Origin of the sequence: Staphylococcus condimenti (assembly GCF_001618885.1) — a bacterium.
GTDB lineage: Bacteria > Bacillota > Bacilli > Staphylococcales > Staphylococcaceae > Staphylococcus > Staphylococcus condimenti.
In genome coordinates this window covers 2,360,667-2,373,031 of record NZ_CP015114.1, presented here as the reverse complement: position 1 = coordinate 2,373,031, position 12,365 = coordinate 2,360,667, and the positions used below count along the sequence as shown (strand labels likewise).

At 35.5% G+C, this 12,365-nt stretch carries 14 protein-coding genes; 10 read left to right on the top strand and 4 right to left on the bottom strand.

The window, feature by feature from the left end; all coding sequences use genetic code 11:
* The first annotated feature begins 92 nt into the window (after positions 1-92).
* Complete coding sequence (gene fdhD / locus A4G25_RS11260; RefSeq protein WP_047132217.1) at positions 93-914, top strand: formate dehydrogenase accessory sulfurtransferase FdhD; 822 nt, start codon at positions 93-95, stop codon at positions 912-914.
* Between the two features lie 25 nt (positions 915-939).
* On the opposite strand, the gene A4G25_RS11255 is transcribed toward fdhD, so the two are convergent.
* From A4G25_RS11255 to A4G25_RS11245, 3 genes are all read right to left on the bottom strand, one after another.
* Positions 940-1,695, bottom strand: a complete 756-nt coding sequence (locus A4G25_RS11255) for a GNAT family N-acetyltransferase (protein ID WP_047132218.1) — start codon at positions 1,693-1,695, stop codon at positions 940-942.
* Between the two features lie 24 nt (positions 1,696-1,719).
* Positions 1,720-2,271, bottom strand: a complete 552-nt coding sequence (locus A4G25_RS11250) for a biotin transporter BioY (RefSeq protein WP_047132219.1) — start codon at positions 2,269-2,271, stop codon at positions 1,720-1,722.
* 99 nt (positions 2,272-2,370) lie between these two features.
* Entirely contained in the window at positions 2,371-3,315 is a 945-nt protein-coding gene (locus A4G25_RS11245) for a nucleoside hydrolase (protein ID WP_047132220.1), read from the bottom strand.
* Positions 3,316-3,531: 216 nt separating this feature from the next.
* Between A4G25_RS11245 and A4G25_RS11240 the strand changes: the two genes are divergently transcribed.
* Together A4G25_RS11240 and A4G25_RS11235 are read left to right on the top strand one after the other, a co-directional pair.
* Positions 3,532-4,680 (top strand): acyl-CoA dehydrogenase family protein, encoded by a 1,149-nt coding sequence (locus A4G25_RS11240; protein WP_047132221.1) that lies wholly within the window; start codon positions 3,532-3,534, stop codon positions 4,678-4,680.
* A gap of 231 nt (positions 4,681-4,911) precedes the next feature.
* Positions 4,912-5,826 carry an ABC transporter substrate-binding protein gene (locus tag A4G25_RS11235; protein WP_047132222.1) on the top strand — a complete coding sequence of 305 codons (915 nt, stop codon included), beginning with the start codon at positions 4,912-4,914 and terminating at the stop codon, positions 5,824-5,826.
* A 68-nt stretch (positions 5,827-5,894) separates the two neighbouring features.
* Here the strand turns inward: A4G25_RS11235 and yut are convergent, their stop codons facing one another.
* Complete coding sequence (gene yut, locus A4G25_RS11230) at positions 5,895-6,836, bottom strand: urea transporter (protein ID WP_047132223.1); 942 nt, start codon at positions 6,834-6,836, stop codon at positions 5,895-5,897.
* Positions 6,837-7,143: 307 nt separating this feature from the next.
* Between yut and A4G25_RS11225 the strand changes: the two genes are divergently transcribed.
* The 7 genes from A4G25_RS11225 to A4G25_RS11195 are packed head-to-tail and all read left to right on the top strand — an operon-like array spanning position 7,144 to position 12,204.
* Positions 7,144-7,446 (top strand): urease subunit gamma, encoded by a 303-nt coding sequence (locus A4G25_RS11225; protein WP_047132229.1) that lies wholly within the window; start codon positions 7,144-7,146, stop codon positions 7,444-7,446.
* Positions 7,447-7,462: 16 nt separating this feature from the next.
* Positions 7,463-7,876 carry an urease subunit beta gene (ureB, locus tag A4G25_RS11220; RefSeq protein ID WP_047132224.1) on the top strand — a complete coding sequence of 138 codons (414 nt, stop codon included), beginning with the start codon at positions 7,463-7,465 and terminating at the stop codon, positions 7,874-7,876.
* Positions 7,873-9,588: an urease subunit alpha gene (gene ureC / locus A4G25_RS11215; RefSeq protein ID WP_047132225.1), complete on the top strand. Its 1,716-nt coding sequence runs from the start codon at positions 7,873-7,875 to the stop codon at positions 9,586-9,588. The genes ureB and ureC overlap by 4 nt, the downstream gene beginning before the upstream one ends.
* Before the next feature lie 15 nt (positions 9,589-9,603).
* Positions 9,604-10,056 (top strand): urease accessory protein UreE, encoded by a 453-nt coding sequence (gene ureE / locus A4G25_RS11210; RefSeq protein ID WP_047132226.1) that lies wholly within the window; start codon positions 9,604-9,606, stop codon positions 10,054-10,056.
* The gene (locus tag A4G25_RS11205; protein WP_047132227.1) at positions 10,049-10,738 is read left to right on the top strand and encodes an urease accessory protein UreF; all 690 of its coding nucleotides are present in this window, start codon (positions 10,049-10,051) and stop codon (positions 10,736-10,738) included. The genes ureE and A4G25_RS11205 overlap by 8 nt, the downstream gene beginning before the upstream one ends.
* 12 nt (positions 10,739-10,750) lie before the next feature.
* The gene (gene ureG, locus A4G25_RS11200) at positions 10,751-11,365 is read left to right on the top strand and encodes an urease accessory protein UreG (protein WP_063164641.1); all 615 of its coding nucleotides are present in this window, start codon (positions 10,751-10,753) and stop codon (positions 11,363-11,365) included.
* Positions 11,365-12,204: an urease accessory protein UreD gene (locus tag A4G25_RS11195; RefSeq protein WP_047131760.1), complete on the top strand. Its 840-nt coding sequence runs from the start codon at positions 11,365-11,367 to the stop codon at positions 12,202-12,204. Before ureG ends, A4G25_RS11195 begins: the two co-directional genes overlap by 1 nt.
* Positions 12,205-12,365 lie beyond the last annotated feature (161 nt).

Below are 12,365 nucleotides of genomic sequence, written 5' to 3'. Positions count from 1 at the left end.
AACTTAAATTTCATTTTAAAATGATAAATATGCAAATCTTTTTTGAAATAAGGAATATTATAGTATATTCTTTTAATGAGGAGTCAATGCGTATGAATAAAGATATAAATAATGATATAGATGTAATGACGGATCAAAATATTGTCCGTTATGAAGATGGAAAGTTGTTTGAAACTACAGACAGTTATGTAACTGAATTTCCTTTAACAATTATGGTCAATGGAGAAGAGTTTGCAACCGTCATCTGCAGTCCAGACCACATGGAAGAGTTGGTGCTGGGCTTTTTAGCGTCTGAAGGCGCTATATTAAAACGAAGCGAACTAAAATCTATTCAAATAGACGACAGTAAAGGATTCGCACATGTGGAACTAACTAAAGATTTAGGTGACCGCTTCGAGTATTCCACAAAACGAATGATTGCATCATGTTGTGGTAAAAGCCGTGAATTTTATTTCCACAATGATGCAGCAATTGCCAAAACATCAATGTCTCATATTACTTTACAGCCACAACAAGTAGTGAATATGATGACACGTTTGCAAAGTGCAAGCACACTATTTAAACGTACAGGCGGATTGCATAATGCTGCCATCAGTGATGGCGATACATTCTTTGAACACCGCCAAGATATCGGAAGACATAATGCACTTGATAAATTATATGGCTTTTGTTTAGAACGGCATATCCCTGTTCGAGATAAAGTATTAATTTTCAGTGGCCGTATCTCTTCAGAGATTTTAATCAAAGCTGCCAAAATCGGTGTAGGTGTTATTTTATCTAAATCAGCTCCTACTACATTAGCAGTTACATTAGCAGATGATTTGAATATCACAGCAATCGGTTTTTGCAGAGATGGAAATTTCAGTGTATATAGTCATCCAGAACGAATAGAAGCTGCCCCTTCACAAGAATAATTTCTTGTAAGGCGCAGCTTCTTTTTTACAAATTTTCTTTTAAGATTTGATAACGATAGCCAATAAAGGTATAACCTTGTTTGATATACATATCTTTAGCTGTATCTTCACCATCTGCTATTAAAATAATCGGTTTCGCTCCTGCGTAATTCGCAATAAAGGCTTGAATTGCACTCCCTATCCCCTTTTTACGCATGCTTTCGATTACACCGAAACTGTCAATTTCAATTGTTTGATCAGTCTCGATAACATCTATAGAACCCACGGGTTGGTTTTGATAATAAACCACTACACGTTTAGTTTTTTCTCCATCTTGAAATTCTCGACGAATCATATTTTCAGATTCATCAGCATAATCTTCGCCAAACTGAATTGCGAATGTGCGATGAATTGTTAAATAGTCATCTAAGTTATCTTTAGTGACCCATTCGATTTCTAATGTATCAGGAATTTCACCTTGCAAGGCTTCCGCTTCAATCGCATACATTTCCATTAACCCTAACTCAAAGTTTTCTCTTTCCAAATAATCCAGAAAAGATTGAGAGAGCTCTGTATTTTCTGGAAAAGCAAACATAAGGTGATGACTATCTTGTGCATGATGTTGTTTTAATTGCGTTTTTGCATCCTTTAACCATTGTTCAAAATCAGGCATTTCATGATATGTCCATTTATTAGAATAATAAGTTAAGGGTGCTTCAGGTGTCAGATATATGGTTTTCAAGTTATCTTGAAATGCAATTTTCCCTGACTCATCAATTAAATCCATCGAAAGCTTCACCATGGTTATTCCCTCTTTTCAAAAAAATTAGAAACGAATTAACTGTTTAAAGCGTGTATGATTTAACAAAGCTGCCCCAATTAAAGAAGCAATTACTGCTTTCACAATATCACCTGGCATAAATACAAATGATAAGAAGAAAGCTTTAGATAACGGCATATTAGTAATCATACCCATGATTAATGTGCCTACGATATCTAATAGCAATACACCAGCTACAATCACTGGGATAAATATTTGAATAAAGTTAATACGTTCAATTGTTCGGTCACGATACCAGCCAATCAAGAATGCTACGACTGGATATAAGAATAAGAATCCTGCAGACGGTCCTGCAAAAACTCCAATTCCTCCTCGTCCCCCTGATAAAACAGGTAACCCGCATGCTGCTAAAATAAGAAATACAATTACACTGATCGTACCATATTTTTTACCTAATAAAACGCCGGCTAAGAAAATACCGATATTTTGTAATACAATTGGTACTGGCATAAACGGTAATGGAATCGGCGGTACTAAACCGAGCAAAGCTATGATTGCAGTCATAATTGCTGTAAATGTAATATGTTTTGTAGTCATGATAAACCTCCTTGAAATATATCCAAGAAAGATTATACCATAAATGTTAACCTGTATTTACGAAAAGTTTACATTAAAAGTGGATTATTTTTACTTTTCTTAGTCTTCAACCTTCTCTGCCAATTGTGTTATATATTCAAAAAATGCATTTCGGTCTACATCATTTACCACATTAACCAGACGCCCTTCTTCCATTACCTTAACTGTTCGTCCTTGACTTGGACCATGCGGGATTACTTTTACTTTCATGGCTTCAGATTTAACTAACTCCGGTTTGCCTACAAAAGCAGTTGTTAATACATCCCATAAAAAATAGGTTGAATTAGTAATAAAGTGGGTTAAAGGCGGTACTGCTGCATAGCAAACTCCTAAGAAGTCCACACCGATATGTTGGCGTCTATCAGCCCAATATTGGCGCACATCAACTGTCAAAGGCACTTGATTAGTACTTTCTAAAGCAACCATATCTATTTTAATATCACTATCAAATACAGTATGCACTGCTTCTGGATCCCAAAATGCATTCCATTCAGCTGTGCCATCATGTTCTGGTTCCTCAACATTCCCTTTAGTTAAAAATGTGCCGCCCATCCACACTAAACGTTCAATATTTTTTGTAAGTTGCGGTTCAATTTTCAATGCCTTTGCCAAATCTGTCAAAGGTCCAGTAAATAACAATGTTACAGGTACTTCACTTTGATTTATCTTTTCTATAATATCTTGATATGCTTCTAATTCAGATTCAGCAGAACGCTTTTCTATTCTTTTTTCATTCAAGATAGGCAAAGCATCTACAAAGAATGCATGCATACGCCATTCTTTAGGAAAAGGATTCTTCCCTCTTTCATATGACGGTGCCACTGCTAACTTTCTATCAGAAAAACGGTCTATAATTTTTCGAGATGCACTTACAGCCGGTTCTAAATAACTATCAGCACCAATTGCACTTACACCAATCAACTCGATATCTTCCATTTGCAAAAGCAAGAATAATGAGACTAAGTCATCAACGCCGCCATCATGATTAAAATATACTGGTTTCATTCTTGTCCTCCGTGATGTTCTATTTTTCAACACTTCCATTTTATTGACTCTTTAACTTAATTGCAAAACTAAATAGTACAAAAGAAGCTGTTAAATGTGTCTAAATTTTTATAATGCCCTCTCCAAAGCCAACGAATTGATTAAAATTGCTTTTAAGCTATTAATCCGAGTGATACACTAAACTTAATACTTTAGAAACAATCAGGAGGTAGTACGGTGCTAGAATCAGGTTTAATTCATACAGATATTCAACATAAGTGGTTGAAAAAACTTCAGGAAGTAACAGATCAATTCCAATCCTATTCAGAAAAGAATGATTTAGAAAGCAGATTTCCTTATGAAAATATCAACTGGCTTGTAAAAGAAGGTTATACAAAATTAACGTTGCCAAAAGAATATGGCGGCGAAGGTGCAACAATTGAAGACATGGTGATTCTGCAAAGCTATCTCGGTTCGATAGATGGTGCCACTGCTTTATCTATCGGATGGCATTTAAGTGTTGTTGGACAGTTATATGAACACGAAATGTGGGACAAATCTCTTCTTGAAAAATTTGCAGAGGATATTAAAGAAGGTGCACTTATTAACCGTGCAGTCAGCGAAGCTGAAACAGGCAGTCCGACGCGTGGCGGAAAACCTTCCACTCATGCAGTAAAAGATGGTAATAACTATATTTTAAACGGTGTAAAAACTTTTACTTCTATGAGCCCTGCATTGACACATTTCTTAGTCAGCGGCTATGATCAAACTTCTGGCGATTTCGGGTTCTTTTTAGTTAAAAAAGACACACCAGGATTATCAATTTCTGAAACCTGGAATGAACTAGGTATGCGTGCGACTGAAAGTCATGATTTAGTACTGAAAGATGTGCGAATCCCTGCTGAAAACTTTGTTGAAGTAATGGGCAAAGGACCGAAACGCCCAAATGGTTGGATACTCCATATTCCGAGTGTTTATTTAGGTATCGCACAAGCTGCAGCAGACTATGCAAAAGATTTTGCAAAAGAACATAGTCCGAACAGTATCGAGGGTACCATCGCTGATTTGCCGACAATTCAACAATCTGTTGGGGAAATGGAATCTTTATTACTTTCAGCACGCGGTTTCTTATGGTCAACAGCGCGCATTTATAATGAATCACCAAATGCCCCTGTTTGGAATGAAACATCTGCTAGTAAAGTTCTTGTGATGAACCAAGGTTTACAAGTCGTAGATATTGCGATGCGTATTGTAGGAGCGAAAAGTTTAGATATGGAGCGTCCACTTCAACGTTATTACCGCGATATGCGTGCCGGCTTGCATAACCCTCCTATGCAGGATGCTGCATATACAAATATCGCTAAATCTGAATTAGATTTATTTTAAAAAAATTAATTATCAGTCAGTATATAAAGTGTTGTCTTCTTAATATTGAAGATAGCACTTTTCTTTTAAATATCATTTTCGACTCATTTTTAACATGTATTCATTCCACACTATTTTTAAACAAACAACTAATAAAACTCAATTTTTCTAAAAAAATGTTGTGTATTTCTCTATAAGCCTTTATAATTGTGAATAAATGATAATCGTTTTCAATTAGGAGGAAAATTATAAATGAAGAAACTGCTTATCCCTTTGATTATCTTAGTCCTTGTACTTGCGGCATGCGGTAACAAGTCTGAAGATAAAAAAGATTCTAAGAAAGAAACACGTTCATATACTATGGATAATGGTAAAAAAATAGATGTACCAAAAGATCCTAAACGTATTGCCGTTGTAGCTCCTACATATGCTGGCGGTGTTAAAAAATTAGGTGGCAATGTTGTTGCAGTCAATAGCCAAGTCGATGATAGTAAAGTTTTAAAAGAAAAATTCAAAGGCGTTGAAAAAATCGGTGCTACTGGTAGTGAAGATGTCGAAAAAGTCATCAAACAAAAACCAGACTTAATTATTGTGTATTCAACTGATAAAAACATTAAAAAATACCAAAAAGTTGCACCTACTGTTGTATTCGACTATGCAAAACATAAATACCTTGATCAACAACTTGAATTAGGTAAGTTATTAGGTAAAGAAGATAAAGCGAAGAAATGGACAGAAGACTGGAAAAAAGAAACTTCTAAAGACGGCAAAGAAATCAAAGATAAAATTGGTAAAGATTCAACTGTATCATTACTAGATGAATTTGATAAAAAACTTTATACGTACGGACCAAACTGGGGTCGTGGCGGTGAAGTAATCTATCAAGCTTTCGGTTTGAAAATGCCAGCTAAACAAGAAGAACTTGTGAAAAAAGATGGATGGGCTGAAGTAAAACAAGAAAAAATCCCTGAATATGCAGGTGATTATATTGTTTCAACACGCGACGGCAAATCAGAACCTTCATATACTCAAACAAACTTATGGAAAAACCTGCCTGCAGTTAAAGATAACCATGTTATCAAAGTTGATGCAAAAACATATTGGTTTAATGATCCATACACTTTAGATTATATGCGTAAAGATTTAAAAGAAAAATTCATGAAATAACTCAAAAAAGAGCTGACGGAATATGATAATTGTTCCGTCAGCTCTTTGTTTTGTTTCAATCTGATAAGCTATTTATTTTCAGAGTATACCTCTTCTTCCGCTTCTTCAGTTGTTTCAACCTTTTTTCCCGCAAGCAGCATTATCCAAGTTGCTACAATGAAAGGCAATGTAAATACTGGCAATCCAAATGGTTTTAACAAAGTGACCAAACCTGCATGCATTACAACAGTCATAATAATACCAAATAGCATATTCGCATACTTATTAAACACAGAAGCTTCTTTAAATGTTACACCAAGTGCTAATATCACTAAAATGACATTATATCCATATAATCCTGCATTAATTTCATCATGATTGGCCCCAAATATCATAACAACGATTACGCCTACAATATTTGCAATGATTGAAAATACTCCTGCTTCACGTGAAGCAATAAAAATACCGCATAAAATGACTAAGCCGCCTATTGCACTTTTGACTAGGAAAATTTCACTGAATCCATCTAAAAAACTCAATAAACTATTAATAGTATGATGTGAAAACTGAATTTCTTTTACAACAGATGGCAAAATGTTGACACCTGCATTTACATATTCAAACTGGAAGGACATAAATAAAAACATCCAGCTGATAAATACATACGGCATCGTCAACATCGGTAAATCAAAACGATTCAACAACGCCCTGAAAGCTGCTCCGATCGGCATTGTTAACACTACTGCAAGCAAAGTGATGAGTATACTTTTCCATCCCGGCACTAAAAAGACAGTTAAGGCAATACCAGTTAAGACAGGATTGAATCCTGCTAGCCCTTGATTAATTTCTTCTTTAGAATAATTGGTTATAGGTGCAAGGAAATAAGCAATAATACTAGAAAGTAAAGCTGCCAACCCTACTTTCCAATTTCCAATAAACAAACCAATCAAAATAAATAAACCCGTCCAACTATTCTCTAATAAAATGACTTGTGAAATGTTTTTTAATATAACGCATATAAAATGACGCATTTGAACTTCACCTGATTTCCACAATTTGTCAACATACTGATTTTACCAAAAATAATTAAACTTGAAAATAAATATAAATTCTATGCTTATTTGCTCATATGGATAAGCGGTTAAATTTTATTGTATTTCAAGAAAATGAACAAATGATTATAGTTAGATAACACTTTAATTTCATTTTATACTATTTTGTTGGTAAAACACAGTTTTTTTCTGAATTATAAGTGTGTAATTCTTGTATAATAAATCGAATGGTTTTAGAATAAAAAAGCAACATATTATTGAAAAACGTTTGAAAGAAGGGATTATTGTGCATTTCACGCAACGTGAACAAGATAAATTGATGCTTGTTGTAGCAAATGATTTAGCACGCAGACGACAATCTCGCGGATTGAAACTAAACTATCCAGAAGCAGTCGCAATTATCAGTTATGAATTGTTAGAAGGTGCTAGAGATGGTAAAAGTGTCGCAGAACTAATGAGTTATGGCAGACAAATCTTAAATAAAGATGATGTTATGGAAGGTGTTTCTGACATGATTCCTGATTTAGAAATTGAAGCCACATTTCCTGATGGAACAAAACTAATCACAATACACCACCCGATTGTTTAAAAAGGAGGTAAATACATTGAAACCTGGAGAAATTATAGTTAAAAACACTGAAATTGAAATCAACAAAGGTACAGATGATTCTGAAACAGTTATCACGGTAAAAAATATCGGTGACCGCCCTATTCAAGTTGGTTCTCATTATCACTTTTTCGAAGCGAATACAGGTTTGAAATTTGATAGAGAAAAAGCCTATGGAAAACATTTAGATATTCCAGCTGGTGCAGCAGTAAGATTCGAACCTGGGGATGAAAAGAAAGTCCAACTCGTAGAATATAACGGCAAACGTCGTATTTACGGTTTCCGAGGCTTAGTAGATGGTGCAATCGATGAAGAGCGTGTCTTCCGTGTAAAAAATGGCCACCCGAACGCAGGTGTTAAAAATGATGAAGGCAAACAAAATGCCAATAAAGAAAGTGGGTATAATCGATGAGTTTTAAAATGACACAATCGCAATATACAAGTTTGTACGGTCCCACTGTTGGAGATGCTATTCGTTTAGGAGATACAAATTTGTTTGCGACTATTGAAAAAGATTTTGCAAATTATGGGGATGAAGCAACATTCGGCGGGGGTAAATCTATACGTGACGGTATGGCACAAAATCCAAATGTAACACGTGATGATCGCTATGTTGCAGATACTGTAATTACAAATGCTGTAATTATTGATTATGATAAAGTTTACAAAGCAGACTTAGGTATTAAAAATGGTTATATTATGAAATACGGTAAAGCCGGCAACCCAGATATTATGGATGATGTAGATATTATTATTGGGGCATCAACTGATATTATCTCTGGTGAAGGTAAAATTGTCACAACTGGAGGCATTGATACGCACGTTCACTTTATCAATCCTGAGCAAGCCTACGTAGCACTTGAAAGTGGTGTTACAACACACATCGGCGGTGGTACAGGAGCTTCAGAAGGTGCAAAAGCAACAACAGTTGCACCAGGGCCATGGCATATCCACCGTATGCTGGAAGCTGCAGAAGGTCTTCCAATCAATGTTGGATTTACAGGAAAAGGCCAAGCACATAATCATACTGCATTAATTGAACAAATCCACGCTGGCGCAATCGGTTTGAAAGTCCACGAAGACTGGGGCGCTACACCATCAGCTTTAAGCCATGCTTTAGATGTAGCAGATGATTATGATGTACAAATTGCTTTGCATGCTGATACATTAAATGAAGCCGGCTTCATGGAAGATACTATGAAAGCAATTAAAGATAGAGTTATTCATATGTATCATACAGAAGGCGCAGGAGGTGGCCATGCACCAGATTTAATTAAATCTGCAAGCTACCCGAACGTCCTTCCTTCATCTACAAACCCGACCCTTCCTTATACAGTTAATACAATAGACGAACACCTCGATATGGTTATGATTACACACCACTTGAATGCTTCTATCCCTGAAGACGTTGCATTTGCAGACTCTCGTATCAGAAAAGAAACAATTGCAGCTGAAGATGTTCTGCAAGATATGGGTGTATTTAGTATGGTCAGCTCAGACTCCCAAGCAATGGGACGTGTCGGTGAAGTCATTACACGTACTTGGCAAGTTGCACATCGCATGAAAGAACAACGCGGATATCTAGATGGCGACAAAGAGTATAACGACAATAACCGTATCAAACGCTATATTGCGAAATATACTATCAACCCTGCTATTACACACGGTATTTCAGAATATGTAGGTTCAATTGAAGAAGGTAAACTTGCAGACCTTGTCATTTGGGACCCTGCTTTCTTTGGTGTTAAACCAGAAATGGTACTTAAAGCCGGTATGATTAATACAGCAGTCAATGGAGATGCAAACGGATCTATCCCTACTTCAGAACCTTTAAAATATCGTAAAATGTACGGTCAATATGGAGGTAATTTAACAGGCACTAGTATTACATTTGTGTCAAACATTGCTTATATGAATGATATTGAACGTCAACTATCATTGCATCGTATGGTACGCCCTGTTAAAGGCATTCGCCAACTCACTAAAAAAGATATGAAAAATAATAGTGAAACACCTAAATTGGATGTAGATCCGCAAACTTATGAAGTATTTGTAGATGGCAAATTAATTACAAGTGAACCTGCAAAAGAATTACCGCTTGCACAACGCTACTTCTTATTCTAGGGGGTTGAATAAATTATGATAATTGAAGAAATAGTTGGCAATGTTGCTAATCTTTCAGACGAAGAAAAACAAAAACATATCGAAAAAGTATATCTTGAAAACTCTGATTTAGTAAAAAGAATCCAACGTGTCACTACTGATCACGGCAACGAAATTGGTATTCGATTAAAAAATCCAGTTGATTTAGAATATGGAGATATTTTATATCAGGACGACCATAATATGATTGTTGTAGATGTAAATTCAGAAGATATCTTAGTGATACAACCTCGTACATTAAAGGAAATGGGAGATATTGCGCATCAACTCGGCAACCGTCACTTACCAGCGCAATTTACTGAAAATGAAATGCTTGTTCAATACGATTACCTCGTTGAAGATTTATTAAAATCTCTAGGCATCCCTTATACACGTGAAGATCGTAAAGTAAATAAAGCATTCAGACATATCGGACATTCACATGATTGATCATCAAGCTTTACGGTTGTTTCAATTCTGCGACTCTCAATTTCCTACGGGGGCTTTCAGCCATTCTTTTGGCTTAGAAACTTATATCCAACGCGGTACTGTACATGATGAAGAAAGTTTTAAAGAATGGTTGAGACTCTTTTTAAGTGAACAATTAACGTATGCAGATGGGCTAGCTATCCGTCTTGTATACGAAGCATTAAATCAAAGTGATTCTGAAAAAATCTTACACTTAGACCGCATGTTATTTGTTCAGAACATGCCAAGAGAAACACGTACAGGTACCAAACAAATGGGTACACGGATGGTCAAACTTGCCAATGAGTTATATGATAGCGAGTGGATACAATGGTATGAAGCACAATATCAAGAAAAAAATGCGAAATTACATCCTGCTATTTGTTTTACAATGCTCGGTCATTTTCTTGGCATTGATATAGAAATGATAATAGATTACTATCTCTATCAAAATGTTTCAGCGTTGACTCAAAATGCAGTAAGAGCAATACCACTTGGACAAACTGCCGGGCAACGTGTAGTGACTGATATGATTACTTTCATGAAAACAACGCGTGATCATATTTTTGAACTTGCAGAATCAGAATTCGGTATTACTGCACCAGGTTTAGAAATGAATCAAATGGAACATGAAAATGTAAACGTCAGAATATTTATTTCATAGGAGGAATTAATTATGTCTAATCCAGTGAAAATCGGAATCGGCGGTCCTGTTGGAGCAGGCAAAACCGAACTTGTCGAAAAACTTGTAAGTCACCTTTCAAAAGATATGAGTATCGGTGTCATTACAAATGATATTTATACTAAAGAAGATGAAAAAATCTTAGTCAATTCAGGCGTATTACCCGCTGATCGAATTATCGGTGTAGAAACAGGCGGTTGCCCGCATACTGCCATCCGTGAAGATGCTTCTATGAATTTTGCAGCTATTGATGAATTAATGGAACGTCATGGCGATTTAGATTTAATCTTTATTGAATCAGGCGGAGACAACTTGGCAGCGACTTTCAGTCCAGAGTTAGTTGACTTCTCTATTTATATTATTGATGTGGCTCAAGGTGAAAAAATTCCACGTAAAGGCGGCCAAGGTATGATTAAATCTGACTTCTTTATTATAAATAAAACAGATTTAGCACCTTATGTCGGCGCATCTTTAGACCAAATGGCTGAAGATACAAATACTTTTCGTGGTAAACGTCCTTTTACATTCACAAACTTAAAAACTGAAGATGGTTTAGATAATGTGATTGAATGGATTGAACGTGATGTACTGCTTAAAGGATTAGCTTAATGAGTAAATCTCAAGAATGGACAGGACAACTTAACTTGTCTGTCTTTCATGATGGCGAACGTTCAGTTGCACGTGATATCTTCTTTGAAAAAGCATTGAAAGTCATCCGCCCTATTTATTTAAATGGGTCGGATATTCCGACTTTCTATATTGTGAATGTTGGCGGTGGTTATTTAGATGGCGACCGTTATAAATTAGATTTTCGTGTACAAGAAAATGCATCTGTCACATTGACTTCTCAAGGCGCTACAAAAATCTATAAAACATTAAAAGATCATGTTGAGCAATATCAAAACTTTCACATTGAAGATAATGCATATCTAGAATATGTCGGTGATCCGATTATTGCATATAAAGATGCTAAATTTTATCAACACAATCAATATCATTTAGCTAAAACCGCTTCAATGTTTTACACTGACATCTTAACACCAGGTTATTCTCCAGATGAACGTCATTTCACTTATAATTATCTTCACTTGTTAAATGAGATTTATGTAGATGATGAATTGGTCGTATTTGATAATATGCTCTTAAATCCTAATAAAAATAAAGTCGATGCATTAGGTTATATGGAAGGCTATACGCATTTAGGTTCTTGCTATTTCATTCATCCTGACATCACAAAACAGACAATCGACGAATTATATGAAGTAATGAAACCTTTCATGACAGAAAATGATTGCAGAATCGGTATTACCGAGCTTGCAACGCATGGATTAGCCATTCGTATCTTAGCACATCAAACAGATATTATTGAGTCAATTTTAAAAGAAGTACAAAGCAACGCCGTCAATCAATTTTATAATCGCGATGTAAACTTTTTAAGAAAATACTGAAAGTAAAAAGCTGTTCAGCACATAAACAAATATGCTGAACAGCTTTTAATTTTTTCCTTCGATCATATGTGACAACCCCCATCACTTTATCGAAAGGATTTGCGCTCACTCAAAACTTTCCTTTATCTATTTTATTTAATTCGCTTAACCACTTGTTACTT

What these genes read in the sequence shown, in the direction of transcription:
- fdhD (WP_047132217.1), top strand. Translation starts at nt 93, where the DNA reads ATGAATAAAGATATAAATAATGATATAGATGTAATGACGGATCAAAAT.
- A4G25_RS11255 (WP_047132218.1), bottom strand. Translation starts at nt 1,695, where the DNA reads ATGGTGAAGCTTTCGATGGATTTAATTGATGAGTCAGGGAAAATTGCA.
- A4G25_RS11250 (WP_047132219.1), bottom strand. Translation starts at nt 2,271, where the DNA reads ATGACTACAAAACATATTACATTTACAGCAATTATGACTGCAATCATA.
- A4G25_RS11245 (WP_047132220.1), bottom strand. Translation starts at nt 3,315, where the DNA reads ATGAAACCAGTATATTTTAATCATGATGGCGGCGTTGATGACTTAGTC.
- A4G25_RS11235 (WP_047132222.1), top strand. Translation starts at nt 4,912, where the DNA reads ATGAAGAAACTGCTTATCCCTTTGATTATCTTAGTCCTTGTACTTGCG.
- yut (WP_047132223.1), bottom strand. Translation starts at nt 6,836, where the DNA reads ATGCGTCATTTTATATGCGTTATATTAAAAAACATTTCACAAGTCATT.
- ureC (WP_047132225.1), top strand. Translation starts at nt 7,873, where the DNA reads ATGAGTTTTAAAATGACACAATCGCAATATACAAGTTTGTACGGTCCC.
- ureE (WP_047132226.1), top strand. Translation starts at nt 9,604, where the DNA reads ATGATAATTGAAGAAATAGTTGGCAATGTTGCTAATCTTTCAGACGAA.
- A4G25_RS11205 (WP_047132227.1), top strand. Translation starts at nt 10,049, where the DNA reads ATGATTGATCATCAAGCTTTACGGTTGTTTCAATTCTGCGACTCTCAA.
- ureG (WP_063164641.1), top strand. Translation starts at nt 10,751, where the DNA reads ATGTCTAATCCAGTGAAAATCGGAATCGGCGGTCCTGTTGGAGCAGGC.
- A4G25_RS11195 (WP_047131760.1), top strand. Translation starts at nt 11,365, where the DNA reads ATGAGTAAATCTCAAGAATGGACAGGACAACTTAACTTGTCTGTCTTT.